Source organism: Nitrospiraceae bacterium (assembly GCA_021373015.1).
GTDB lineage: Bacteria > Nitrospirota > Thermodesulfovibrionia > Thermodesulfovibrionales > UBA1546 > JAJFTJ01.
Map to the genome: position 1 here is coordinate 347,245 of JAJFTJ010000005.1, position 23,752 is coordinate 370,996.

Below are 23,752 nucleotides of genomic sequence, written 5' to 3' on the forward strand. Positions count from 1 at the left end.
TTGGCCTTATAAAATTTTTTCGACAACTCTTTCGACTTCGTTAATATCAGCCTTAACTTTTAATGGTTCTTTCGTAACTCTGAAAACAGTATCTGGATCTTTTAGTCCATGACCTGTTAGCGTGCATACAACTGTGTCTTCTGCCTTGAAATATCCCTCTTGGTAAAGCTTAATGACTCCTGCAAGTGATGCAGCAGATGCTGGTTCGCAGAATATTCCTTCAGTTGATGCAATAAGACTGTAAGCTGTAAGTATCTCATCATCTGTTACAGCATCTATTCTTCCCCCTGATTCATCTCGCGCTGCAACAGCGCTCTTCCAGCTTGCAGGATTACCTATTCTGATTGCAGTTGCTATGGTCTCAGGCCTTTCTATTGGATGACCTTTCACAATCGGTGCAGAACCTGCTGCCTGAAAACCAAGCATGACAGGAAGAGAAGAAATCTTTCCTGAGTTTTTATACTGTTTATATCCATTCCAGTAAGCGGTAATATTTCCGGCATTGCCGACAGGAAGAGCATGATACTTTGGAGCAAAACCGAGCTGGTCGCAAACTTCAAAAGCAGCTGATTTCTGTCCCTCAAGCCTGAACGGATTAATCGAATTAACAAGCGTAATAGGATATTTTGTTACAAGAGCTTTAACGATATTTAATGCATCGTCAAAATTGCCTTCGATCTGTATAACCACTGAACCATGCACCAGCGCCTGCGCAAGCTTTCCCATTGCAATCTTTCCCTGAGGGATAAGAACTATTGCCTTTATTCCAGCTCTAGCTGCATATGCGGCTGCTGATGCTGAGGTGTTTCCCGTTGAAGCGCACATAACAGCCTTTGTTCCGCTCTCAATCGCCTTTGAGAGCGCAAGCGTCATTCCCCTGTCTTTAAAAGAACCAGTAGGATTAGCGCCCTCGAATTTAAAAAATATCTCAAGGTCTAACCCAATTTTGCTTCTTAGATTAACAGCCTTAATCAATGGAGTATTGCCTTCATTAAGAGTTATAACAGGCGTATTGCTTCCAACAGGAAGATATCCCCTGTACTCCTCGATGATTCCTCTCCATAAATTTTTTAAACTCTTAGCTTCTGTAACCATAAATCTCCTTGGTGAACTCCATATTCAACAAACTGCCAGACAAATTCTGACAGCTACTCAACAATATCTCCCTCGACAAGTTCTGTCTCAATGCCGTGATCTTTAAGATATTTAATTCCTTTATTGAGGTTTTCTTCTTTCCCGTCAAGTTCAAGAACCATTTCTCCAACTGTCTCAGTAACCCTTGCACGTCTTATGTTTGGCGTTACATCGTATTTTTTTGCCATAGTGAAAATTACCGGTTCTTTAATAAGGGTCTGAGGAAATGTCAACTTCACGCGCCTCTTCATAAATCCTCCCTTACATTCCACCTGCAATAGCAGGTATTATCGAAACTTCATCGCCGTCTTTAATTGTTGTGTTTTCTGCATCAAGGAATCTGATATCTTCTTCATTTACATATATATTCACAAATCTTCTTATCTTGCCGCTCTCGGATATCCTCTCGGCTAATCCAGGAAATTTTTTATCGAGGTCTTGTACAAAATCAATTATTGTTCCTGCGCTGCCCTCGACCTCCTCTTTGCCGTGTGTTAGTTTTTGTAATGGTGTAGGAATCTTGACCTTTATTGACATTATTTTCCTCCTATCTTTTTCAGCACCTCTTCAAAAGAAGAGAGATTTGGTTTTATATAATGTGGCGAAACCATATGCCCGGTTAATGCCTCCTGTGTCTTAAGACCATTGCCTGTAATACAGATAACGGTTGTCTCATCTTTTGCTATCTTTCCTGTTTCAATCAGTTTCTTTGTGCATGCAACTGTCACGCCCCCTGCTGTTTCTGCAAATATGCCTTCTGTCTTTGCAAGAAGTTTTATTCCGTCTATTATCTCTTTGTCTGACACGTCCTCTCCATAACCGCCTGTCTCTTTAACTGCCTGCGCAGCATAAAACCCGTCAGCAGGATTGCCTATTGCAAGTGATTTCGCAACAGTGTTAGGCTTTACAGGCTTTATAACATCAGATCCTTTTTTTATTGCAACTGATATAGGAGAACAGCCTGTTGCCTGCGCAGCAAAGACCTTTGTATCAAGTTCCTTTATAATCCCTATTTTTTTGAACTCTTTAAATGATTTCCATATCTTAGTTAAAAGCGAACCGCTTGCGCATGGGACAACGACATTGTCAGGAGCTTCCCATCCTAACTGCTCAATTATCTCAAAGCCCATTGTCTTAGAGCCTTCAGCATAGAACGGCCTGATATTAATATTTACAAAAGCCCACTTGTATTTATTTGCTATTTCACTGCAGAGCCTGTTAACTTCATCATAATTGCCGTCAACAGCAATAAGATTAGGCTCATAAACAAGAGACGCTACTATTTTACTTGCCTCAAGAGATGCAGGGATAAACACAAATCTTTTGAATCCTGATTCAGCGCCGTGCGCAGAAACAGAATGTGCAAGATTGCCTGTAGAAGCACATGCAACTGTATCGAATCCAAACTCTTTAGCCTTTGTGAGAGCAACTGCAACAACCCTGTCCTTGAATGACAGGGTAGGATGCGCAACAGTATCATCTTTTATATAAAGATCCTTTATTCCAAAAAACTTAGCAAGATTTTTTGCCTTTATCAGGGGAGTAAATCCCGATGACAGACCAACCTGCGGCTCGCCGTCGATAGGAAGCAGTTCCTTATAACGCCATAAGTTTTGTTCTCTCTTTTCGATTCGTTTTCGTGTTAAAACACGCTTTATATTTTTATAGTCATAAACAGCCTCTAATGGGCCGAAACAAAATTCACAAACATATATGGGAGCAATCGAATATTCTCTTCCGCATTCTCTGCATTTCAGACCGCTTATATATCCCATATGCACCTCCTTATTAAATTTGAAGTTGAAAATGAGGTATTATTTTACTCCAAATCAAAGAAAAAATTAAAGGATTGGTTTAACGTTTGTTTTTCAATGCATAAATGGCGGAAATCATTCCCGCCATTTATGTCAAATTATCAGGATATAATTATCTGCTTTTTTAATCGCCGTTCGGATTTTTCTTTTTGACTGGAGAAAGTGCGAATTCCATCATTCCTGCTCCAACAATATTCATCTCCTGACCTTTTTCCCAAGGGCTGTTGATTTTAACATTGATCTTTTCTACCTTCATGCGGAGTTTGTCCAGTTTCATGAAATAACTCCAGCATTCTGATTTTGTTGCTGTGTCTTCAAAAGTAAATCTGTATCTGTAACGCATTACGTATTGTTTAGGCTGCGGGAACCAGCTGTTTGTAATGCGGCATGTTTTCGGAGCATCAGCAAAAATTATATGCGGCATCTGAAACAGAGGGAAAGCGCTGTTATACTGCATGTCTCCAAGTTCCATCCACCCGTTTATAATAATCACTGAATCTTTCTCGCCAGTTCTAATTTTGTCATTATTGTCTTTTATCCCCGAAGTATTGCCGGTGATTCCTTCAATCTTAAAATCAGCATTAAAAACTTCTCTTTTCCCAACACCAGTAGAAAGCATCTTAGCATCTACCTTAGAATCCTTTTTAAGCGCTTTGGTTGCTGGAGTTTGTTTTGATTTTGTTAAAGGCTGCGATTTTGTAGCAGGTACAATTTTTTGCTCATCTTCGCAAATACCTAAGCCAGGAGTCAGAAAAATAATCAAGATAGCTGCAGCAGCCAAAAATGAAAGTATTTTACTCATAAACATTCCCTCCTTATTATCTGAGACATGTTTTATTGGATTGCATGCCTTATTTTAATTTCGAGGATACCATAATCTTCGTAAGATAGCCAAGATTAATCAGCGGTAAATTCTTTGTTCATTTGGGGAATGAAATCGCATATTGTAGATATGCGTACAAATTTCAAGATTACTACTTCTTGGTGGAGGCGCGGGGAATTGAACCCCGGTCCGAAAGCACTATTCTCAGGCATCTACATGTTTATCCTGTTTATTAAATTTCGGATGATAAACTGCCAACAGGCAGGCTCTTCATCATCCAATCTCCTTTAGGTCTCGTCTCAGATTCAGGAGAATAATCCTTGACCAGCCTGCTGTCCGACGCTATCCCCAGAACACAGGCGATCCCGGAGTAGCGTGCTGCTTTAATTAAGCAGCGAGTGCCAGTTCGTTGTTGGCGTTTGTGTTTTTTCCACCTTTTAACGTGCTGATGGATCCACGACATGCAACCTGAGCCTCATAACCCCCGTCGAGCCCTTTCGCCCCCGAAAGATAGAAGCTGTAATAGTATTATAACATTTAAAGAAAATTGAAGGATTAAAAATAAACTGTAAATATCAAAACAGTTGATACTAAAATAAACAATTTATCTGTTCTGAATAATACTTACATTCAACAGGAAGTTAATAATTAATGCCACAGCAAACACAGTCATTTTTAAATTCATGCCTGCTGTGGCATCCCAGAGGAAACGCTAAATTAAAAATAACTTAATCACCAATATTTTACTTGCGTTTATTGACAACAAAGCCTATAACACCAAGTACAATCGAAATCACAGCAATTACTTTAGTTGCTACTGGACCGCAAGCAATGCAGGTTATGCCTTCCGGGGTGAACATCAATCCGCCGATAATAATTACCCATGCCCAAGTTAAAGGACCTATTAATTTTGCCATAATTCTTTCTCCTTTTGTTATCTGAATTCAGAAAATTAATTTGTAAAAATTTTGTGACCATATTACCAGCTAAAATAAAAACCATCACCTCCTTTTTAACATTGTTTTCTGAATCTTTATAGTTTATACATCGAAAAATTCTTATAAAACTTTAGTGGAAAGATTTCTGTATTGCGCTAACCGTAATGGGGAAAAACTATCGATTTCTGCTTTTCATCGCCTTGTCAATTTCTCTTTTTGCCTCGCGCTCTTTGATTGATTCGCGTTTCTCATACTGTTTCTTGCCTTTTGCAAGACCGATCTCAACCTTTGCAACAGATTTTTTGAAATATACTTTAAGCGGAATAAGTGAATAACCCTTTTGTGCAACCTTCCCCTGGAGTCTCTCTATCTCTTTCTTGTGCAGAAGAAGTTTTCTTGTACGCAAAGGCTCATGATTCATTATATTGCCATGTGAGTAAGGACTGATATGGCAGTTAAAAAGAAATGCCTCATCATTTTTTATCAGGACATAGCTGTCCTTGAGATTTCCCTTGCCGTCTCTTAAAGACTTTACTTCAGTGCCGAGCAGAGATATCCCTGCTTCAATAGTCTCCTCAATATGGTAATCATGAAAAGCCTTCCTATTCTGGCAGATAATATTCATGTGCATATGATACCATGATAAAAAAATTTCTTTACACCATCTAGTATGAATCCTATAATAACTCAGAAAAATAACCATGAGCCAACAAGAAGAGCTTTTAGAAGTTACAGACGACAAAGGCAGGGTGATTTCCCTTGCTCCAAGATCACAAATCCACGGGAATCCTTCTCTCATTCACCGCGTTGTCCATGTTCTTGTGTTCAACAACAAAGGAGAGCTTCTTTTACAGAAACGCTCTATTAATAAAGATGTTGCCCCCGGCAAATGGGACACCTCAGTTGGAGGACATGTAAATCCAAAAGAAGAACTGATAGATGCAGCAAAAAGAGAGATGAAGGAAGAGCTGGGAATAGAAAGATACGAACTTGATTTTTTATATTCTTATACTCACTCAAACTATTATGAAACAGAATTGGTACATACATACTCCTGCAATTACAATGATAATATTATGTTCGATAAATACGAGATAGACAAAGTCAAAATATGGAGCATAAAAGAAATTGAGGATGCAATCGGCAGAAAAATATTCAGCGATAATTTTGAACACGAATTTTCGCTCTACATGAAAAACAATAAAAAGAATACAGCTTAATTACACTCCTCTCTTATCGCTGCCGTATATGTATTTATGTATCTGGAGATTCAGTCTCGCGGATATTTTATCTTCGATTATCCAGTTCGCAAGTTTTTCAGGTTCGATATACCCTATTGCCGGAGAATAAAGAACATGACATTTAGAAATCAGATCATTTTTTTTTGTTATCTCATTTGCCCATTCGTAATCTTTTCGAGATGTTATCACAAATTTTACTTCGTCTGCAGGTTTTAGATGATTAAAATTAGAGAAATCCATTTTTTCTGACATCTTGCTTCCCGGAGTCTTTACGTCAAGAATAACCACCGCTTTTTTATCGATCTTTTTGATACTGACAGAGCCGTTGGTCTCGATAAGAACTTTATATTTTTCATTAATCAATTGTTTAACAAGATGTGATGTTTCTCTTTGCAGTAATGGTTCTCCGCCTGTTATCTCAACAAGATTTATACCAAAAGACCTTATCTTCTTAAGTATCTCATCTTCACTCAGCTCTGTCCCTTCATCGTATGCATAAGTTGTATCGCAGTAAGAACATCTCAGGTTGCATCCTGCCATTCTTATAAACACACATGGGAGACCGGCATATGATGATTCGCCCTGAATGCTTGCAAACATCTCGCAGATCTTCATATATAATTATTTCATACGTTCTGGATAAAATTCAATCTTGGAGATAGATTTTTTAAAAATGTTAAACTACATCCATGCTGGATAAATCATGCAAAAACATCCTAGTCAGAGGTGTAAACTGGATTGGCGATGCAGTTATGACCATTCCTGCATTAAAAGCTTTCAGAAAAGAATTTCCTGATGCAAGAATATCCCTGCTGGTTAAACCGTGGGCAGCGTCAATTTTCCAAAACAATCCTGACATTGACGAGATAATACTCTACGAAGAGCAATATAAAGGTTTTTTTGGCAGAATAAGACTTGCAAGTTTTCTCAGAAAAAGAAATTTCTGCGCCGCAATACTTTTTCAAAATTCATTTGATGCCGCTCTCATAGCTTTTCTTGCAGGAATTTCTCAGAGGATTGGATATAAAAGATATGGCAGGGGTTTTCTGCTTACTCACCCTATTACGTACAAAAATGAAGATAGGACAACGCATCATATAGATTATTATCTGAATATAATCAAAAAATCCGGCATTAATGCGGAATATTCTAAGCCTTATATTTTTTTGTCGATTGATGAACGCCTCAAAGCAAGAGACACTCTGAAAAATTTTAGAAGGCCTGTTGTCGGCATTAATCCAGGAGCATCATACGGCTCTTCAAAAAGATGGCTTCCTGAGAGATTTGCCGAGGTTTCTATCAGAATAATTAACGAACTTAACGGAAGCGTGGTTATTTTCGGAGGCGAGAAAGACACTCAGATAGCAGATGAGATCACTGCTGAGTTGTCGATCCCTGATATAAAATCGCGGGTCTTGCAGCTTACGGGAAAAACTAGCTTAAGAGAACTTGCAGGACTCATATCAGAGTGCGATGCATTCCTCTCGAATGATTCTGGGCCTATGCATATCGGTTATGCAGTGAGGACACCTCTTGTAGCAATCTTCGGTTCTACAGATCCGGTTCTTACAGGACCTCCTCATGACAAAAACAATATTGTGATTAAAAAAAATACTGAATGCGGTCCGTGTTTTAAAAGACAATGCAATGAAGAAGAAATGTTCTGTATGAATGAAATAAAGTCGTATGAGGTCTTTGATGCGATAAGATATCTTCTTCCTTCAAAAAAAGCAGTGTTTTTTGATAGAGACGGCACTTTATGCAAGGATGTAAACTATCTTAATAAAATTGAAGATATCGAGATATTTGAGGATATAGAAGATTTAAAAAAATTAAAAGATAAAGACTTTATGCTTATCGGCATTAGCAATCAGTCAGGAATAGCCAGAGGAATTGTCGATGAATCATTCACAAAGCAGGTGCATGACATATTCATGAAAAAATATGGTTTCGACGATTTCTACTTTTGCCCTCATCATCCTGATGAAAACTGTTCTTGCAGAAAACCAGAACCTGATATGCTCTTTAAAGCCAGGAGCGAATATAAAATCGATCTAAAAAATTCATATGTTATCGGAGACAAGAATACAGATATCCTGCTTGCAAAATCAGTGGGTGCAAAAGGCATCCTTGTATTAACAGGACAAGAAAAAGGATCACAAGATGCTGATCATATTGCCGTTGATCTAAAAGATGCTGTAAGATGGATTATTGCAAATCAATAAAATACATATGAAAATAAGGAGGAATATATGATAAAGATAGCGGTTGCCGGGGCTGCAGGAAGAATGGGTAAAATAATATCTGCCTTATCAAAAGAATATACCGAGATCAAACTCGCAGGCGCTTTCGAGAGAAAAGGTCATGATATGACAGGAAAAGATATCGGAACCATTGCCGGGATTGGAGATATCGGTGTAAGGCTTACTGACAATCTTGAAGACATAATCAGCGGAATTGATGTAATTATAGATTTTACATCTCCAGAATCAACAAAACAGAATATTAAGACCGCATCAAAACATAAAAAAGCTATGATCATCGGCACAACAGGTATTTCAAGAGATGATAAAAAAGAGATAGAATCTCTCGCAAAAAATATTCCGTGCGTTCTTGCATCGAATATGAGCACAGGCGTAAATCTCCTTCTTAAAGTGCTTAAGGATGTAGCAAGAGTTCTTGGAGATGAATATGACGTTGAGATAGTGGAAGCTCATCACAGACTTAAAAAAGACGCTCCAAGCGGAACAGCGCTAATGATGGCAAATGCAGTAGCAGATGCACTTAAAAGGAATCTTGACGAAACAGCTGTTTATGCAAGAAAAGGGATTATCGGCGAGAGAACAAAAAAAGAGATAGGCATACAAACAATACGCGCAGGAGATATTGTCGGCGAACACACAGTTATATTTGGAGGCCTCGGTGAAAGAATCGAGATTACTCACAAGGCATCGAGCAGAGATACATTTGCAAGAGGAGCTTTGCGCGCAGCTATGTGGATTTCAGGCAAACCAGACGGACTTTATGACATGCAGGATGTTCTTGGCCTGAAATAAAAATCCTTAAATGAAAAAACCTAAAAAAAGAAAGAAGCCTAAACCAAGGATTCCTATTGAAGGCGTGTTGAAATTAAAAACTCATGTTGTGCTAACAAAAAAAGGCAAAAAAGGCTACAACAGGAAACAAGTTAAGGAAAATATCACTAAAAACATTGACGAAGAGGTTCAATCATGATAAAGGCAGGTTTTTATCAGTTCGCTCCTGAATTCGGAGAGATAAAGAAGAATGTCCAGAAAGCTGTTGACGCAATATCTTCTTCTGATGCCGACCTGATAGTACTTCCAGAGCTTTTTAGCACAGGGTATCAGTTTACAGAAAAATCAGAGGCATTTTTACTCTCGGAAGATATTCCTTCCGGATATACAACAAGGGAACTTGAAAAAATCTCAAAAAACAAAAAAATTTATATTGTCGCGGGAATTGCTGAAAGAGCAGACAACCAGATATATAATTCAGCTATACTCACAGGTCCAGAAGGCCTTATAGGAGTTTATAGAAAAATACATTTATTCTATGAAGAAAAACTGTGGTTCTCACCTGGCACAATCGGGTTCAAGGTCTGGAAAACTCCTATTGGCAACATCGGCATAATGATATGCTTCGACTGGTTCTTTCCTGAATCAGCAAGAACACTTGCCTTAAAAGGCGCAGATATTATCGCTCATCCTTCAAATCTCGTGCTACCCTACTGTCCTGATGCAATGGCAACCCGGTGTTTGGAAAACAGGGTCTTTGCAATTACGGCAAACCGCATTGGTTCTGAACAAAGATGCGGAAAAGAAAAACTGGTTTATATTGGAAAGAGCCAGATAACATCTCCGAAAGGCGAGATACTGCACAGAGCAAAAAACAATAAAGATGAATTAAAAATCATAGAAATTAATATTCATGAAGCAAGAAATAAAAACCTTAATAAATATAATAATATTCTTTGCGACAGAAGAGAAGACTTATATGAATAGGCTTACTGAGCGAATCTTTCTATAAAAATAAAAAGTCCCCAATGAAAAACAAAGGGGACTTTTGGTGACAATTATTATATTTTTGTTACATTAATTGCCTTAGGGCCTTTCGGGCCTTTCTCGATATCAAAGCTTACTGCATCACCCTCAGCAAGGGATTTGAATCCATTGCCCTGGATAGAAGAATAGTGAACAAATACATCGCTGCCGTCTTCGCTTGTAATAAAGCCAAAACCTTTTGATTCGTTAAACCACTTCACTGTTCCATTTGACATCCAAGCTACCTCCTTATTTATAAACTAAGTTCCAGAACTTCAGATTCAAAAAAAAAGCCACAAAGTTCAAAGTCTTTGCGGCTTAATCCATTACAAAAACTTCTGAAACTTGGGATAATCATGGCATTGCGAATAATGAAAAGTCAACTATTATTTGAATAAATCTAACAAAAAAATAATAGGCAAAATTACCTAAAAATATAGTCCAATGCAGTGAATATAAAAACAGACATACTTATATAACCATTCATATTTAAAAAAGCCATATCGAGCCTGCTTAAATCATCATGCTTCAGCAAAGAATGTTCATATATAAAAAGTAGAGCAACGACAAACATTCCTATCCAATAAAAAACACCTAAGCTGAAAATAATTCCGGTAAATATTAGAAGAATTATTGAAAACAGATGAGAGATCGCGGCAAAAACAAGAGTATTTTTTATCCCGAATTTTTTAGGGATCGAATAGAGCTTGACTGATTTATCGAATTCAATGTCCTGCAATGCATAAATTGCGTCAAAACCAGCAAGCCAGAAAACAACAGCAACTGCCATCAGAATTATCTCCCAATCAAACGTTCCTCTCACAGCAATCCATGCTCCCAAAGGAGCTGCTGACAATGAAAGTCCCAGAACAAAATGTGAGAGCCAAGTGAATCTCTTTGTATACGGATAAATATACATAACTGCTATTGCCAGAGGAGAAAGTTTAAGACATAGAGGGTTGAGCATATACGCTGCAAAAATAAGAACTACAAATGATATTATTGTAAATATCCATGCCTCGAATACCCCTGCCTTGCCCGCAGGAATCTCTCTGTTTGCAGTCCTAGGATTTTGTGCATCGATCTTTCTGTCAATAATTCTGTTTAGTCCCATTGCGCCTGACCTTGCTCCGACCATTGCAATGATTATCCAGAAAATCTGATGTAAAGAAGGCGCTCCAGAAGCAGCTATTATCATAGCAGTCAATGCAAACGGCAGAGCAAATATCGAGTGAGAGAATTTAATCAGTCTTAAATATAAGGTTATTTTTTCGAACAATCCTGTTTTCTCCTGATGATAGAAAAATTAAGTGATTAATAATAACATAACCTGCTGACTTGAAAAATATTTTGGATTTGATATAGTTTAATCAGTGATCAGAGATATATCTCATATAACATTCTTCAAACAAAAAAAATATGGGGATTTTACAGACAAAAGCAACACTAAACTTTTCTCAAAAGTATAAATAAAGAAATGAAAATGCTGGGAGTGTCCCTAATATTACTACTATTAAAAAAATTTCTAAGACATACTATAGCTTAACCAGTTTTCGGGAAATAGGATAGTTCGTATATTAATTGTTATGCATGAGACCAGAAAGATGGCAGCAAAAAAAGTTTCCCTTCATATGCCACAGGACAGCGAACTACTCGCTGCGCTTGGCGAGGTTGCGATTCGACATGAACAACTAAGTTACATTCTGAAGATGACCATAAAGAGCCTCACAGGCGTGACACCAGAAGAGGCTCTTAAAGCAACAACACACGAAGGCTCGGCACAACTTAGGGATCGAGTTAAAAAAAATGCGAGAAAGAGGCTTGGTGAGGGAGCGCCTCTCGTTAAGCTGCAGGCAATTCTCGTTGATTGTAAGCGGCTCACAGACAAAAGAAACGACTTGATACATGGTATGTGGGCGAAAGGGCTTGATGGATATGCGCATATTAGAGATTCATGTGGAAATGTTAGGCCGATACCACCATCCAAAGATTTACTTAAGCTTGCTAGCGAGCTTGAGAAGCTAACAAGGCGCCTGAATACCGAGCGACTAGAAGGCTTTCTTTTCCAAGCGCTTTCAAAGAGGAAACCATAAGGATACTTCCCGTATTTATCGTATTTGTTGGCAAGTTGAGCAGTGAGAAATTATATATAATCAGGAGAGGAATGGCTGCAAAGAAGCAAGAAAAACTTTATTCATTAAGAATTTCCTATAAAGAATCTTTATTCTGCAAAACAATTAACTAGGACCTGCATTAAAGAACTCGAAGACAGAAAAGGGAATAAATCTGAAATCGTTATGGAAAAAGCTAAAAAGCAAATTTAAGAAATATTAACCGATGAAACCACAACCCGCCATTTGACAAATGCACCCTATCCCCTCAAACCTTCTTAAACACCAGCACAGCATTCACTCCTCCAAAACCGAAGGAATTTGATATTGCGGTTTTTATATCAGATTTCATTGGTTTTGTTATATGATTCAGCCTGCAGTCAGGGTCAATGTTCTTGAGGTTAATCGTTGGAGTAATAATCCCATGTTTCAAGCTCATTAATGTAACTCCTGCCTCGAACGCGCCTGATGCTGAAAGCATATGTCCTGTCATGGATTTCACTGCGCTTACAAAAATATTCGCAGCCTTGTTCCCGAATACGCGTCTGATTGCCTCTGCCTCTGCCTTATCGCCTAATTTGGTTGAGGCAGCGTGCGCGCTTATATAATCAACTACCTCAGGTTTTATTTTTGCGTCATCTAATGCAAGACTGATCGTCCTTGCCTCTCCTTCAGGATCAGGTTTTGTCTGGTGAAATGCATCAGATGAATTTCCATAACCTATTATCTCCCCGTATATCTTTACACCTCTTTTCAATGCAGCCTCATATTCTTCAAGCACAAGAACACATGCGCCCTCTCCTAAAACAAAACCGTCTCTCGAGACATCAAAAGGCCTGCTTGATGTAGAGTCATGGCCTTTAGATAATGCACCTGCTGAGCCATAACCGTCAAAACAAAGCCTGCATATCGGAGCCTCAGCTCCGCCTGCAAGAACAGGACCCTGATATCCTGATTTTAATAATCTGTATGCCTCTCCAATTGCATTAGCTCCTGATGCACAGGCATTAGATATTCCAAGACAATAGCCCTTGATTTCAAGCATCTGAGCTGTCATGGATGCAGCTGAACTTACTGTGGTTGAAGGCATTAAATATGGCGATAATCTGCGGTTATTTTTTAATGATTTCTCTATTGATGTTATGCCCCCTCTGCTTGAACCAATTATAACTCCGCCACTCTTTATATAATCAACAAAATTGCTTTTAAACTTGGGTGTTATGGCTGAACTTAAATCTTTTACTTTAATAAATTCAGAGATCAGACCAGAATCTAAAATTGCCATAAAAGCAGAGACAACTGCATATTGCGCGAAAGGATCTGACCTTAGCATATCTTTGTCTGAAAAATACGCTGACCTATCGAAGTTTTTTACCTCAGCAACAACTCTTTTGCCTAATTCTTTTGCATCAAATCTTGTGACCTGCCCTATCCCAGATATGCTAGAAAAAGCAGATGAGCACGATGACTCAAAAGTACCGCCAAAAGGTGTGACAGCTCCAATGCCAGTTACTACTATTCTTTTCATTGTAAACTATAATACCACAGCTTGGTTTACAATTTTGGAGATTGTAAAAAGTTTTTGCAAAATAAGTATCTATTTTCTCATTTCTTATGTTATAGTTGTGCTTTAAGTCTCTCAAAGGAGGCGCTGTGCCAGGAGAGATCCTCAAAAAAAGGCGTGAGGACTTAAGTCAAGACCTTAAGGATATTGCCCATATTCTAAAGATAAGATACGATTATCTTAAAGCAATTGAGGACTATACCTTCAACAAACTCCCCTCCGAAATATATGCCAAAGGTTATATCAGAGAATACGCAAAATTTTTAAAGCTCGACCCTGCTCCGCTTGTAAAATTATACTTAGAAAAAACAACACCGATCATTCCTGCAAGGAATGCCTCTCCTCCTAGAAGAACCAGCAACATGAAATATATTCTAATCCCTGTTGCTTTATGTCTCGGGCTGATAGTCTTTTTCTCGGTTACCTCCACAGAAAAGACTAAAAAAACATTGGCCAAAAATACTTCACAGACAGCAGCTAAAAAATCACAAAATAATGGGACAAAAAACATAACGAACACAAATGAACAAAAGACATCAACTGAAAAAAACTTTGCCTCAGCAAAAAATACAAAGAAGGAATATGACCTCCAGATTCTTGTTCTAGACACAACATGGCTAAGCATAAATATAGATGACACGAATAAAAAAGAAATGCTCCTTAAGCAGGGAGAGCGTCTAAGATTTCATGCTAATCAGACTTTCTCCCTAAGAATAGGCAATGCTGGCGGCGTAACACTTGTATTAGACGGCAAAAATCTTGGTTCTCCCGGCGCTAAAGACGAGGTAATAAGCCTTAATCTTCCGCAGGACAATCTAAGCGCATTTAATATATATTGAATTCCTGAATAACATTATCCGCAGAATAACTAAACACACGTTTTAAAAACATTCATCAGCTAGTTTCAAAAATATCATTTCTGAAAAATAAAAGCTTTGGTTTCATCATACCACATAGACTTGTGTTCATTAGCAGATTGGATTATCCTTATAGAATGACAGACATTAAAAAAATACCAGTATTCAGCGCACTGAGCAATTCAGACCTTGACGAGATAAGGCCATACATCATAACCGAGAAATACAAAAAAAAAGAAGTCATATTCTCAGAGGGTGATTCTTCTAACTGGCTTTACATAGTAATAAATGGAAAAATAAAAATTACAAAACTTTCAAAACTGGGCAGGGAACTAATACTTGAGGTGATCTCGCCAATGGATTTTTTTGGCGCCATTGCTGTAATGCGCGGGTTTGCCTACCCTGCCAATGCAGTCGCGATGGAAGATGCAGAGGTAGTCAAAATCTCTAAAGGCAATCTGATGAGAATACTAGACAGATTTCCAAATCTAATGTACTGCCTTACAATAAATCTCGGCGACAGAATAAAAGGCTCTCACGAAATGCTGAAGAATATTGCAATCGAAAAAGTTGAATCAAGAATAGCTGCATTGCTTATAAAACTTTTTGAAAAAACAGGCGCAAAAAATGAAGATACAGGAACCATTGACATTAAACTTACCAAACAGGATATAGCAGAAATGGTTGGTACAACAGTAGAAACGTCCATAAGAACAATGAGCAAATTCAAGAAGCTCGGAATAATAACAGAAAAAAACGGAAAGATAATGATTAAGGACATAGGGAAATTAAAATCCCTATGTCCTTAATTTTAATTCTCTGCATTTAATAGCAGCGTGGCGCCCATGTTGTACAAGAAAAGCACAATCGAAAAAACTTCTATTAAGCCAAACATAAGAGAAAGCGCTGTGTATAGCCTTACATCAGGATTGTAAATCGCTAGTGTATAAAAACCAAGCATGCCGATGAGACCTATATTTGCAAGCCAAAACTGTATCTGGCCGATATTTGGGCTCTTCAAGGGTTTTCCTGAAAATCTAGGCAGTATATGATATCCCACACCGAATATCATCATTGAAACCCACCCAAGCATGTTGAGATGAGAGTGTACAAATCTCAACGAAAGGAATGATGGACTACTTAACATCAGTATGCCCAATACTGAAGCGATTGCCAGATATACGATGCTCATGATTATAAAGTTTTTTACAAATCTGTCCATATCAGCCTCCTTCGTTATTCTGTCTTATATCTGCAATAGAATACATTAGAATACATTTCATCATAGAATATACTTATGATTAAAATCATACACACATTGAGGTATAATTCTATAACATAAATCAGAAAAATAAAAAGGAGGGACGATGAAAAAAGTAACAAAAGATACACTGATAGGAGATGCTATTAAAGATAACCCTGCGGCAGCAAAGATTATTGAGAAATATTTTGGCGGAGGATGTTTCACCTGCCCCGGGATCAAGGTAGAATCTATTTCTTTTGGAGCAATGATGCATAATCTTGATCCAAATAAAATTATAGACGAACTCAATAAACTGGAGGCATAACCATGGATCAAAAAAAAGAAGCAAAGTGTTTTGTATGCGAAAAAAATGACAAAGAAACCGTATACATCAAATGTATACATCAGGGCAGTGAAAAACTCGTATGTGTCAGGTGCTTGCCTGTGCTTATTCACGGCGCACACTAAAAGATTTGGGGCAGTTTATCCCCTCCGCTGCCCCTTTTCCCATCATAAAATGCAATTAAAAAAGTATTCTGAAAAACTGCTCTAAAAAGCTCAAAAAAATCCCTCTTTCCAAATACAAAAATCGCTTGACAAAAGACCCTTACATATCAATAATAGTCACATTACTCACCAAATCACTAAAAGGGGGTGTATATACAACTACGTTAGAGCCTTGAAGTAGTTTTTTAGATTCCTGTCTTTAAAACCGTAAAAAATTTATGTAGGAGGGAATGGATGAGCAACAAAAAGTTTAGCAGAGTATTCATATTGTTTGTAGCTGTTATGATGTTCGTTGCTTTCGGAATAATCACCAGTGCAAATTCTGCAAATGCTCCTGTAAAAAAAGCACCTATAACAAAATCACTTGGAGCAAGCAAAGTACTGAGCAAAGAATCAAAGGCTTGTATGGGCTGTCATAAGCCTCTGCATCCTGGCATTGTAAAGCCATGGGAAGACAGCAGCCATGCTAAAACAAATGTTGGCTGTTTTGAATGCCACCAGGCAAAGAAAACTTCAAAGACTGCAATGGAACATTACGGACAGACTATTACAGTAATAGTTTCTCCAAATGATTGCGCAAAGTGTCATCCTCAGGAAGTTAAAGAACAGACCACATCTCACCATGCAAAAGCAAATCAATTTACAGGTTCGCTTGACAACGTGCTTGGAAGACTTGTAACTGGCGAGGCTAATTTTGATCTCGGCTGTACTCAGTGTCACGGTTCAGAAGTTGTTGTTGAAAAAGGCGGAAAACTTCAGGTTGGTCCATGGCCAAACACTGGTGTTGGAAGAATAAATCCAGACGGTTCAAATGGTTCATGTACAGCATGTCATCAGAGACATTTCTTTAATGTTAAACAGGCAAGAGAGCCAAAAACATGCGGTAAATGTCATCAGGGACCTGACCATCCTCAGATAGAGATATATGAGCTTTCAAAACATGGTATTGCATATGCCGCATTCCAGGACAAGCTCAATATGGACAAGAATGAAGCTAAGGGCCCATGGGTGCTTGGCAAAGACTATATCTATGCTCCAGTATGTTCAACATGTCACATGGGAGCAACAACTAAATTATCAAGAACACATGATGTTGGCGCAAGAATAAAATGGACACTCAGACCTCCAATCTCAAAGATCCTTCCTGACGGAGAGAAAAAGAGAGAGGAAATGAAGAAAGTTTGCTCAGAGTGCCATACTTCAAACTGGTACAACGGATTCTTTACACAGTTTGACCGTTTTGTCGAGCTTTATAACGAAAAATTTGCTATTCCATCAACTAACATTATGAAGTTCCTATACGAAAATAAAGTAATTGATCCTACACCTTTCAATGATATTGTTGAGATCCACTACTGGCATCTCTGGCATCATGAAGGCCGCAGAGGCCGTCATGGCGCAGCAATGCATGCTCCTGACTGGTCACACTGGCACGGACTGTATGAAGTTGCTATCAACTTCTACTTTATGCTTCTTCCAGAAGCAAACAATGCTGTAGCAGCAAAGAATGATTCAGCCCTTACTGCAAAGTGGGAAGCATTTAGGGACAAAATCATGAACAGCCAAGACCATATCTGGAAAAAAGGTATGCCAAAAGAAGAACTTAGAAAGATCGTTGACTTCTACAAGAAGAGATACGGTAAAGAGGGCGGACAGTAAACCACCCAAAGCAAATACAGTTGTAAATATTGGATTAAGGAGGGGGAGACATCTCCCCCTCTGAATTAAAGAACAGGAGAATTTAAGGGCATGGATTTTAAAAGATATTTTTATATTTGCAGTATCTCTATATTGACAGGACTTTGTTTTGCTGTTACATCACACGCATATGGAAACAATGAACCTGCTAAGACAGAAAATGTTAAACCGGCAGATTTTTCAAAACAGCCTGTAGCGGCAATGAAAGAAATTTACAAGAATTACCATGATTGGAAGGTAGATCAAGGAATTGCAAGCGCAAAAAAAGCGATTGAAGTAGTGAATAAAATATATGAAAAAGATATAAATGGGAAAATCAATGACCCTAACCTCAAAAAAAATAGGGCATTTGAGATAAAATCCACTCTCCATACACTCTTGGGAATGCTCTATTACAGAAAATCTCTTATGGTTGCTTCTGAGAACAAAAAAAGTCTTGCTCCTATTTTCGATAAGCTGAACAAAAAACAGGAAGTTACTGATAAAGAACTTGAGCAGGTAGCTGCAAATCTAAAAACTGACAAAACCAGTGTTGATTCAAGAAAATATGCAGATTCTTCAAAAGAAGAATTTCTTACAGCAATAAAGACTGATCCCTCAAATCCTACACCGCACTTCCAGCTGGCAAATATACTCAGCCCTCTGGGAACTGGCGGACAAGGAGCAGCAGAAGCGGAAAAAGAATACTTTTTGGCAGCTAAACTCTCTATGGACGAAGGAGATGAAAAATCCGTCAAAAGGGCTTTCGATGCCATCAAAAGCTTAAATCCCAAATCATCATATTTAAAACAGATTGAGAAATTGAAAAAGGAGAAAAAAGGTGCAGCATAAAAGACTCACATTAACATTAGTAATTACAGTTTTAGCTGCAATATTGTGCAGCAACAGTTTTTCTGCACAGACAGGCGCAACTTCTATCACTTCCAGTTCAGTCGGCTCGTCAATTAATAATACAAGTACTAACAGTAAAAGTGTGCCATCGCCCATGCCTTCCCTTGAAGGACTGGATGATTATCATAAACAGCTTGCTTATGCTTCAAAAAACATAGAAGAAGGCGACTGGGGAATGGCTATCGAAAACCTTAAAGCTGCTGAAAAGTTGATTAAGGACGACCCTCGTCTCTATGAAATGTTCGGAGTTGTATATGACGCTGACAGGGATTCAAAAAAGGCATTTGAAAACTATATGAAAGCAGGTAATATGTATTTTGAGGCAGGGGATATCGATAAATCATGGAAAGTCCTCGGCCGGCTAAGAACATTTAGCATAAATCAAAAAGAAGCAGACCAATTTGAGAAGAAAATAAGCAAAAAACAGGAGGTGATAAACATAAGCAAATAAAGCAGTTGACATTGCTGATATAGAGCTAAGACAGTAAATATTTAAAAGGACTTCCTGTGGACAAAGTTTTAAAAAACAACGTTTGTGAAAGGGGGTTACACATGAAAAAAAGAGTTTTATCAGTGTTGATATTCTTAATAGCATTTAGTTTTATTACATCTGCCGTATACAGCGCCAGCAACAGCGCTCCAAATAATGAATGTTATGTATGCCACCAAAATCCCGAAGGCTCTGCAGAGCTTAAAGTCGAAGGGATACCAAAGCAATATAAACCAGGAGAAACCTACAAAATCAAGCTTGAGTTGAAAAGCAAAATAAAGTCTGAAACTGATGTGGAAGGAGGCTTCTCAGCCACAGCATCTGCAGGTGAATTTATTGTAATAGACAAAAAGAATACGCAAATTTCAGATGCTTACATAACTCATACACCTGATGGCTCAAAACATAAAGAATGGAAATTTGCATGGAAAGCTCCTAAACAAAAAGGAGAAGTTGAACTTAAGATAATGGCAGTTGCTGCAAACGGTGATTTTTCACCTAGCGGTGATGCAATAGCTGCCGAGGCATTTACGATTAAATCAAAAAAGTAAGTAATAAAGGAGGAGGTTAAAATGAAACTTAGCAGAAGAGATTTTATCAGATTAAGCGCAATAACAACTGCTGCGGCTGCGGCTGGTGTTGCAAAACCAGACATAGTTCTGGGCGCATCATCAATCAAGTCCTTACCAGCAGGCCCTTGCAGATACTGCGCAATCGGCTGCGCAATGATAGCTGACTGCGAAGTAAATGCGTCAGGCACAGTTACAAAGATCATTGCGATCAAAGGCGATCTTAAGAGTACAGTCAACAGAGGAGTCCTTTGCACAAAAGGATTTTATCTTCACAAGGCAGTTGCGTATAAAAACAGACCTAACGGCGCATTGATCAGGAAAGAGTGGATCAATCCAAAGACAGGAAAGCCTGATTTTGTAAATTCACCAAGGGTTCTTACTGGGAAAACCTCAAAAGATCCAAAGGGGTTAAAGCCTTCTGAAGTCGACCTGAAGGAAAATTTTGTTAAAATTCCATGGGACGTCGCTATTAATTTCGCTGCTGATATTACTGAAAAGTCAATGAAAGAATTCGGCAAACACAGCGTTAATTACTATGGCAGTGGTCAGGCTGGAACTGAAGAGTCACATATAATGAATGACTTTTTTAAGGGCGGAATTCAGAATAATGCAATTGAAGGCCAGCCCAGAATGTGTATGGCATCAGCTGTTGTCGGCTACCTCTATGCAGTAGGCAAAGACGAACCTTGGGGAAGTCTTGACGACATAGATGTTCCTGATCCTGATTTCAAGCAGGTTGCAGACACATATTTTCTGATAGGTTCTAACACAGCAGAAGCTCACCCTATTATCTTCAATAGGATGGCTGCTGTTAAATCAAAAAACCCAAACGCAAAGGTTATTCTTGCAGACCCTAGAAAAACCCGTTCTGGAACACTTGCTGACCTCTGGCTGCCTTTTGCATCAGGAAGAGACCTTGTGCTCATTAACTCTATGGCATATGTCATTGCTAACGAGCTTGACAAGGCAAAATATGATGTTCAAAAAGGCACTGTTGAGGCAAACTGGAAATATCTTGATAAAAAATTTATCGAGAGACATGTAAGTTTTGGAATACACCATGATGTTAAAAAAGTCTGGATAAAGACCGAATACGGCGGGACAAGAGGCACGGCATGGGATCTTTCATACACTGCTCCTCCATTACCAGGCAATAAAGCACAGGTATACCCAAACCCGAAAAAGAAGTACAATTCAGAAGAAGATATAAAGAAAGACCTTTACAAAGGTTTTGCTCTATATCTTAAATTCCTTGAAGACTACAATCCTGACAAAATAGCAGACATCCTGTTCGAGGGTGAAGCGCCTCTGCTTTATGACAAGGCCACAAGAACATGGAAGAAAATAAGCGGACCTGAAGCAATAAGACTTGCTGCAAAATGGTTTGCAGACGGCAACACTGTTACCTGCTGGACAATGGGAGTTAACCAGAAACTTCAGGGAACATGGACAAACGCATCTCTGCATATGATTCACTTTATAACAGGTAAGGCATGTAAGCCCGGCCAGTTGTCATTCAGCTTTACTGGACAACCTAATGCCTGCGGCGGTATCAGAGCGCCAGGAGCGCTCTGTCATGCGCTTCCTTACGGAAGACTTGTTGCAAATCCTATACACAGAAAACAGATGGAAGATATCTGGAAAAAGAGGACAGCTGCATATCTGAAAAAACAAGGAATGTCAGATGCTGAAATCGCAAAAGAGACTGCAAAAATCACTATTCATGACAAACCAGGTCCTCACACTGTTGAAAGCTTCAGAAGACTTGGATCTAATCAGGTCAAGGTCATGTTCATATCAACAGTTAACCCCGGACAGAGCAACCCATATTCATGGCCTTACAGACTTGCTATGGGCGGCGCACACAAAGGAACCTGCTGGCCATGCGTTGTAACATTCGAGGCATTTCCGAATGCAACAACTCAGGTCTCTGACCTTGTGCTCGGAGCTTCAACATGGGGCGAAAAAGAGTATCTATATGGTAACCTCGAAAGAAGATACCAGATAATAAAGAACATCATGCCGCCTACTTTCGACACAATACCTGACCATACAATCACAGGCATGATAATGAGAAGACTCGAGGAAAAAGGCGTGATCCCAAAAGGGCTTGCTTCACAGTTCTGGCCTGAGGAATATGACGGCAAAGACTGGATGAAGAAGACTATTACTGCTGCAAAGACCCAGAAATGGAATGCAGCATACACAAAAAATATCTGGGGTGAAATTCTGGATTGCACACGCGGAACTTACTATGACTTCTCCGGCATGAAGCGTGAGATGCTCCTTGCAAGGAACTGGGGTTACAGACAGCCTCTGCCAGAGTCATATCACACTGATTCTGACGTCAAAGAAAGATATGACAAATATGAGTCCAGGATACAGTTTGCTTGGCCATATGATCCACACATAGGTCCAAAAACAAAAGCCTATTTGTCCAACATGAAAAAACTAAATCCTGTATATGGCGAATGGCTTGAAAAGAACATTGAAGAAGAAAAGAAAGATACAGCATATCACAAGGATCAAAAGCTCCCTGAGGGCTGGTATGTCAGCTTCTATGCGTCTAACCCATTCATCCACGGCATGATAGACGATCCGACAGACCCTGACAAGAAGCGCAAGCTTCCTGGAATAGACGGCCGTCCGATTGCATGGGCTAACCCATGGTGGGCATGCAGCTTCGATGAAAAAGCAAATAAATTCGTGAAGTACAAAACTGTCAATGTCATCGAAAGGGTATTTAATCCAAAGAAAGTCGACGCCAACAGCGTCATGCCTTATGATGTAAAGGCAACATACACTGTTAATGTCATTGGAGATCCTGATAAGGATTTTGATGCTCTGAGAAACATTGCTCTAAGCCCTGCTGAATTTGCAAACCTCAGACACTCCTATAAAAAAGCAGACGGCAGCGAGCTTGTTATCATTGACACCAAAGACTTCAAATACGGTGCATGTACTGGTAGAGTTCTTGAGCACTGGCATTCTGGAAGTATGACAACAAGAGTTCCTGAACTAAACCGTGCAGTTCCAGGAGCATATGTTGAAATCAATGAGATCCTTGCTAAGAAGCTTAATATCAAGAACGGAGATGCTGTAATTGTTGAGTCTCCAAGAGGAAAGATAGAACTTCCAGCAAAGATTCTTGATGTTACAAAAATGACTGGAGGACCAAGACACGACTATGTCTTTATGCCATGGTTTGATGAGTACAAGCTCATCAACATGATCATGAGAGACGCCTTTGATCCATTCAGCTTCCAGGCTGACTACAAGATGTTTGCCGTAAAGATTTACAAAGGCAAAACAAAAGGCAGACAGGCAGAAGCTGGCAAGATAATAGCATAAGAAAGATTTACAATAGGGGGCACGATAAAAATCGTGCCCCCTATTCTCATCCAACCATCAATCGATAACCTTTTATTTCAAAAAGCAACCCTCTGTTAGGAAAAAATAATTGCTTCTGCAAATCTAAAACAGCAAATATGCGAAATCAAATATGTTATAATAAAAAGGTTTGTCTATATGAACAACCAATATAATGTTCAAATAAGGATTACAGTGAAAAATGAACTGCAAAAAATTTGCAAGAAGAGAGATACTGAAAACAGCTGCAGCAAGTTCTCTTTTAATTGCTGCTGATTCTTTAATAATCGGTAAAAAAACTTCACAAGCATCCCTCACCAAAGAAGGACATGAAGCGCCGCTTCAAAACATAGAGACAGGCGGGCTAATAAGACCTCCGGGCGCACTTCCAGAGCCTGAATTCAGGGCTAAATGCATAAGCTGCGGAGTCTGCGTCAAT

Annotated in this window: 28 protein-coding genes and 1 other RNA gene; 16 read left to right on the forward strand and 13 right to left on the reverse strand. The window is 38.9% G+C overall.

Features of this window, described 5'->3' with window-relative positions; all coding sequences use genetic code 11:
* Positions 1-6 precede the first annotated feature (6 nt).
* The 8 genes from thrC (LLF28_03070) to smpB all read right to left on the reverse strand — a co-directional run bounded on the left by thrC (LLF28_03070) (position 7) and on the right by smpB (position 5,340).
* The gene (thrC, locus tag LLF28_03070; protein MCE5194427.1) at positions 7-1,095 is read right to left on the reverse strand and encodes a threonine synthase; all 1,089 of its coding nucleotides are present in this window, start codon (positions 1,093-1,095) and stop codon (positions 7-9) included.
* Positions 1,096-1,148: 53 nt separating this feature from the next.
* Positions 1,149-1,385: an NIL domain-containing protein gene (locus tag LLF28_03075; protein ID MCE5194428.1), complete on the reverse strand. Its 237-nt coding sequence runs from the start codon at positions 1,383-1,385 to the stop codon at positions 1,149-1,151.
* Between the two features lie 10 nt (positions 1,386-1,395).
* Positions 1,396-1,671, reverse strand: coding sequence for a MoaD/ThiS family protein (locus tag LLF28_03080; GenBank protein ID MCE5194429.1), 276 nt, complete (start codon positions 1,669-1,671; stop codon positions 1,396-1,398).
* The gene (gene thrC, locus LLF28_03085) at positions 1,671-2,909 is read right to left on the reverse strand and encodes a threonine synthase (protein ID MCE5194430.1); all 1,239 of its coding nucleotides are present in this window, start codon (positions 2,907-2,909) and stop codon (positions 1,671-1,673) included. The genes LLF28_03080 and thrC (LLF28_03085) overlap by 1 nt, the downstream gene beginning before the upstream one ends.
* Positions 2,910-3,072: 163 nt before the next feature.
* The gene (locus LLF28_03090) at positions 3,073-3,750 is read right to left on the reverse strand and encodes a hypothetical protein (GenBank protein ID MCE5194431.1); all 678 of its coding nucleotides are present in this window, start codon (positions 3,748-3,750) and stop codon (positions 3,073-3,075) included.
* 180 nt (positions 3,751-3,930) lie between these two features.
* Positions 3,931-4,276, reverse strand: a transfer-messenger RNA (tmRNA) gene (gene ssrA, locus LLF28_03095).
* Between the two features lie 238 nt (positions 4,277-4,514).
* Positions 4,515-4,688 carry a hypothetical protein gene (locus tag LLF28_03100; protein ID MCE5194432.1) on the reverse strand — a complete coding sequence of 58 codons (174 nt, stop codon included), beginning with the start codon at positions 4,686-4,688 and terminating at the stop codon, positions 4,515-4,517.
* A 196-nt stretch (positions 4,689-4,884) separates the two neighbouring features.
* A complete protein-coding gene (gene smpB, locus LLF28_03105) occupies positions 4,885-5,340 on the reverse strand; it encodes an SsrA-binding protein SmpB (protein ID MCE5194433.1) in 456 nt (151 codons plus the stop codon).
* 70 nt (positions 5,341-5,410) lie between these two features.
* Here smpB and LLF28_03110 point away from each other — a divergent pair, with 70 nt between their 5' ends.
* Positions 5,411-5,929, forward strand: a complete 519-nt coding sequence (locus LLF28_03110) for an NUDIX domain-containing protein (GenBank protein MCE5194434.1) — start codon at positions 5,411-5,413, stop codon at positions 5,927-5,929.
* Here LLF28_03110 and LLF28_03115 read toward each other — a convergent pair whose 3' ends face one another.
* Positions 5,930-6,565 carry a radical SAM protein gene (locus tag LLF28_03115; GenBank protein MCE5194435.1) on the reverse strand — a complete coding sequence of 212 codons (636 nt, stop codon included), beginning with the start codon at positions 6,563-6,565 and terminating at the stop codon, positions 5,930-5,932.
* A gap of 74 nt (positions 6,566-6,639) precedes the next feature.
* Between LLF28_03115 and waaF the strand changes: the two genes are divergently transcribed.
* Genes waaF through LLF28_03135 form a run of 4 tightly spaced genes read left to right on the forward strand, consistent with a single transcriptional unit; the run spans position 6,640 to position 9,972 of the window.
* Positions 6,640-8,175: a lipopolysaccharide heptosyltransferase II gene (gene waaF / locus LLF28_03120; GenBank protein ID MCE5194436.1), complete on the forward strand. Its 1,536-nt coding sequence runs from the start codon at positions 6,640-6,642 to the stop codon at positions 8,173-8,175.
* Between the two features lie 27 nt (positions 8,176-8,202).
* On the forward strand, positions 8,203-9,006 hold the full coding sequence (gene dapB / locus LLF28_03125) for a 4-hydroxy-tetrahydrodipicolinate reductase (protein ID MCE5194437.1): 804 nt from the start codon (positions 8,203-8,205) through the stop codon (positions 9,004-9,006).
* Between the two features lie 10 nt (positions 9,007-9,016).
* Positions 9,017-9,184 carry a hypothetical protein gene (locus tag LLF28_03130; protein ID MCE5194438.1) on the forward strand — a complete coding sequence of 56 codons (168 nt, stop codon included), beginning with the start codon at positions 9,017-9,019 and terminating at the stop codon, positions 9,182-9,184.
* On the forward strand, positions 9,181-9,972 hold the full coding sequence (locus LLF28_03135) for an acyltransferase (GenBank protein ID MCE5194439.1): 792 nt from the start codon (positions 9,181-9,183) through the stop codon (positions 9,970-9,972). Before LLF28_03130 ends, LLF28_03135 begins: the two co-directional genes overlap by 4 nt.
* Positions 9,973-10,046: 74 nt before the next feature.
* Here the strand turns inward: LLF28_03135 and LLF28_03140 are convergent, their stop codons facing one another.
* Both LLF28_03140 and ubiA read right to left on the reverse strand, forming a co-directional pair.
* On the reverse strand, positions 10,047-10,247 hold the full coding sequence (locus LLF28_03140) for a cold shock domain-containing protein (protein MCE5194440.1): 201 nt from the start codon (positions 10,245-10,247) through the stop codon (positions 10,047-10,049).
* Between the two features lie 188 nt (positions 10,248-10,435).
* Positions 10,436-11,290: a putative 4-hydroxybenzoate polyprenyltransferase gene (gene ubiA, locus LLF28_03145; GenBank protein MCE5194441.1), complete on the reverse strand. Its 855-nt coding sequence runs from the start codon at positions 11,288-11,290 to the stop codon at positions 10,436-10,438.
* Between the two features lie 325 nt (positions 11,291-11,615).
* Here ubiA and LLF28_03150 point away from each other — a divergent pair, with 325 nt between their 5' ends.
* Entirely contained in the window at positions 11,616-12,104 is a 489-nt protein-coding gene (locus LLF28_03150; protein ID MCE5194442.1) for a hypothetical protein, read from the forward strand.
* Between the two features lie 286 nt (positions 12,105-12,390).
* Here the strand turns inward: LLF28_03150 and LLF28_03155 are convergent, their stop codons facing one another.
* Positions 12,391-13,650 carry a beta-ketoacyl-[acyl-carrier-protein] synthase family protein gene (locus tag LLF28_03155; protein MCE5194443.1) on the reverse strand — a complete coding sequence of 420 codons (1,260 nt, stop codon included), beginning with the start codon at positions 13,648-13,650 and terminating at the stop codon, positions 12,391-12,393.
* A 125-nt stretch (positions 13,651-13,775) separates the two neighbouring features.
* Here LLF28_03155 and LLF28_03160 point away from each other — a divergent pair, with 125 nt between their 5' ends.
* Both LLF28_03160 and LLF28_03165 read left to right on the forward strand, forming a co-directional pair.
* Positions 13,776-14,525 (forward strand): DUF4115 domain-containing protein, encoded by a 750-nt coding sequence (locus LLF28_03160; GenBank protein MCE5194444.1) that lies wholly within the window; start codon positions 13,776-13,778, stop codon positions 14,523-14,525.
* Between the two features lie 155 nt (positions 14,526-14,680).
* The gene (locus tag LLF28_03165) at positions 14,681-15,352 is read left to right on the forward strand and encodes a Crp/Fnr family transcriptional regulator (GenBank protein ID MCE5194445.1); all 672 of its coding nucleotides are present in this window, start codon (positions 14,681-14,683) and stop codon (positions 15,350-15,352) included.
* A gap of 2 nt (positions 15,353-15,354) precedes the next feature.
* On the opposite strand, the gene LLF28_03170 is transcribed toward LLF28_03165, so the two are convergent.
* Positions 15,355-15,765, reverse strand: a complete 411-nt coding sequence (locus LLF28_03170; protein MCE5194446.1) for a cbb3-type cytochrome c oxidase subunit I — start codon at positions 15,763-15,765, stop codon at positions 15,355-15,357.
* Positions 15,766-15,910: 145 nt separating this feature from the next.
* Here LLF28_03170 and LLF28_03175 point away from each other — a divergent pair, with 145 nt between their 5' ends.
* The 8 genes from LLF28_03175 to LLF28_03210 all read left to right on the forward strand — a co-directional run.
* Complete coding sequence (locus LLF28_03175) at positions 15,911-16,111, forward strand: DUF1858 domain-containing protein (GenBank protein MCE5194447.1); 201 nt, start codon at positions 15,911-15,913, stop codon at positions 16,109-16,111.
* Positions 16,112-16,113: 2 nt separating this feature from the next.
* Positions 16,114-16,254: a hypothetical protein gene (locus LLF28_03180; GenBank protein MCE5194448.1), complete on the forward strand. Its 141-nt coding sequence runs from the start codon at positions 16,114-16,116 to the stop codon at positions 16,252-16,254.
* Between the two features lie 273 nt (positions 16,255-16,527).
* On the forward strand, positions 16,528-17,952 hold the full coding sequence (locus LLF28_03185) for a cytochrome c3 family protein (GenBank protein ID MCE5194449.1): 1,425 nt from the start codon (positions 16,528-16,530) through the stop codon (positions 17,950-17,952).
* A gap of 90 nt (positions 17,953-18,042) precedes the next feature.
* Positions 18,043-18,822: a hypothetical protein gene (locus LLF28_03190; protein ID MCE5194450.1), complete on the forward strand. Its 780-nt coding sequence runs from the start codon at positions 18,043-18,045 to the stop codon at positions 18,820-18,822.
* A complete protein-coding gene (locus LLF28_03195; GenBank protein MCE5194451.1) occupies positions 18,812-19,333 on the forward strand; it encodes a hypothetical protein in 522 nt (173 codons plus the stop codon). The genes LLF28_03190 and LLF28_03195 overlap by 11 nt, the downstream gene beginning before the upstream one ends.
* Before the next feature lie 101 nt (positions 19,334-19,434).
* Positions 19,435-19,923: a hypothetical protein gene (locus tag LLF28_03200; GenBank protein ID MCE5194452.1), complete on the forward strand. Its 489-nt coding sequence runs from the start codon at positions 19,435-19,437 to the stop codon at positions 19,921-19,923.
* Positions 19,924-19,944: 21 nt separating this feature from the next.
* Positions 19,945-23,295 carry a molybdopterin oxidoreductase family protein gene (locus LLF28_03205; protein MCE5194453.1) on the forward strand — a complete coding sequence of 1,117 codons (3,351 nt, stop codon included), beginning with the start codon at positions 19,945-19,947 and terminating at the stop codon, positions 23,293-23,295.
* 220 nt (positions 23,296-23,515) lie between these two features.
* On the forward strand, positions 23,516-23,752 hold a 237-nt coding region (locus LLF28_03210; protein MCE5194454.1), incomplete at its 3' end, for a hypothetical protein.

Excerpts from the sequence above, each read along its gene's own strand:
- thrC (MCE5194427.1), bottom strand. The coding sequence starts at position 1,095 with ATGGTTACAGAAGCTAAGAGTTTAAAAAATTTATGGAGAGGAATCATC.
- LLF28_03075 (MCE5194428.1), bottom strand. The coding sequence starts at position 1,385 with ATGAAGAGGCGCGTGAAGTTGACATTTCCTCAGACCCTTATTAAAGAA.
- LLF28_03080 (MCE5194429.1), bottom strand. The coding sequence starts at position 1,671 with ATGTCAATAAAGGTCAAGATTCCTACACCATTACAAAAACTAACACAC.
- thrC (MCE5194430.1), bottom strand. The coding sequence starts at position 2,909 with ATGGGATATATAAGCGGTCTGAAATGCAGAGAATGCGGAAGAGAATAT.
- LLF28_03090 (MCE5194431.1), bottom strand. The coding sequence starts at position 3,750 with ATGAGTAAAATACTTTCATTTTTGGCTGCTGCAGCTATCTTGATTATT.
- LLF28_03100 (MCE5194432.1), bottom strand. The coding sequence starts at position 4,688 with ATGGCAAAATTAATAGGTCCTTTAACTTGGGCATGGGTAATTATTATC.
- smpB (MCE5194433.1), bottom strand. The coding sequence starts at position 5,340 with ATGCACATGAATATTATCTGCCAGAATAGGAAGGCTTTTCATGATTAC.
- LLF28_03110 (MCE5194434.1), top strand. The coding sequence starts at position 5,411 with ATGAGCCAACAAGAAGAGCTTTTAGAAGTTACAGACGACAAAGGCAGG.
- LLF28_03115 (MCE5194435.1), bottom strand. The coding sequence starts at position 6,565 with ATGAAGATCTGCGAGATGTTTGCAAGCATTCAGGGCGAATCATCATAT.
- waaF (MCE5194436.1), top strand. The coding sequence starts at position 6,640 with ATGCTGGATAAATCATGCAAAAACATCCTAGTCAGAGGTGTAAACTGG.
- dapB (MCE5194437.1), top strand. The coding sequence starts at position 8,203 with ATGATAAAGATAGCGGTTGCCGGGGCTGCAGGAAGAATGGGTAAAATA.
- LLF28_03130 (MCE5194438.1), top strand. The coding sequence starts at position 9,017 with ATGAAAAAACCTAAAAAAAGAAAGAAGCCTAAACCAAGGATTCCTATT.
- LLF28_03135 (MCE5194439.1), top strand. The coding sequence starts at position 9,181 with ATGATAAAGGCAGGTTTTTATCAGTTCGCTCCTGAATTCGGAGAGATA.
- LLF28_03140 (MCE5194440.1), bottom strand. The coding sequence starts at position 10,247 with ATGTCAAATGGAACAGTGAAGTGGTTTAACGAATCAAAAGGTTTTGGC.
- LLF28_03150 (MCE5194442.1), top strand. The coding sequence starts at position 11,616 with ATGGCAGCAAAAAAAGTTTCCCTTCATATGCCACAGGACAGCGAACTA.
- LLF28_03155 (MCE5194443.1), bottom strand. The coding sequence starts at position 13,650 with ATGAAAAGAATAGTAGTAACTGGCATTGGAGCTGTCACACCTTTTGGC.
- LLF28_03165 (MCE5194445.1), top strand. The coding sequence starts at position 14,681 with ATGACAGACATTAAAAAAATACCAGTATTCAGCGCACTGAGCAATTCA.
- LLF28_03170 (MCE5194446.1), bottom strand. The coding sequence starts at position 15,765 with ATGGACAGATTTGTAAAAAACTTTATAATCATGAGCATCGTATATCTG.
- LLF28_03175 (MCE5194447.1), top strand. The coding sequence starts at position 15,911 with ATGAAAAAAGTAACAAAAGATACACTGATAGGAGATGCTATTAAAGAT.
- LLF28_03180 (MCE5194448.1), top strand. The coding sequence starts at position 16,114 with ATGGATCAAAAAAAAGAAGCAAAGTGTTTTGTATGCGAAAAAAATGAC.
- LLF28_03185 (MCE5194449.1), top strand. The coding sequence starts at position 16,528 with ATGAGCAACAAAAAGTTTAGCAGAGTATTCATATTGTTTGTAGCTGTT.
- LLF28_03190 (MCE5194450.1), top strand. The coding sequence starts at position 18,043 with ATGGATTTTAAAAGATATTTTTATATTTGCAGTATCTCTATATTGACA.
- LLF28_03200 (MCE5194452.1), top strand. The coding sequence starts at position 19,435 with ATGAAAAAAAGAGTTTTATCAGTGTTGATATTCTTAATAGCATTTAGT.
- LLF28_03205 (MCE5194453.1), top strand. The coding sequence starts at position 19,945 with ATGAAACTTAGCAGAAGAGATTTTATCAGATTAAGCGCAATAACAACT.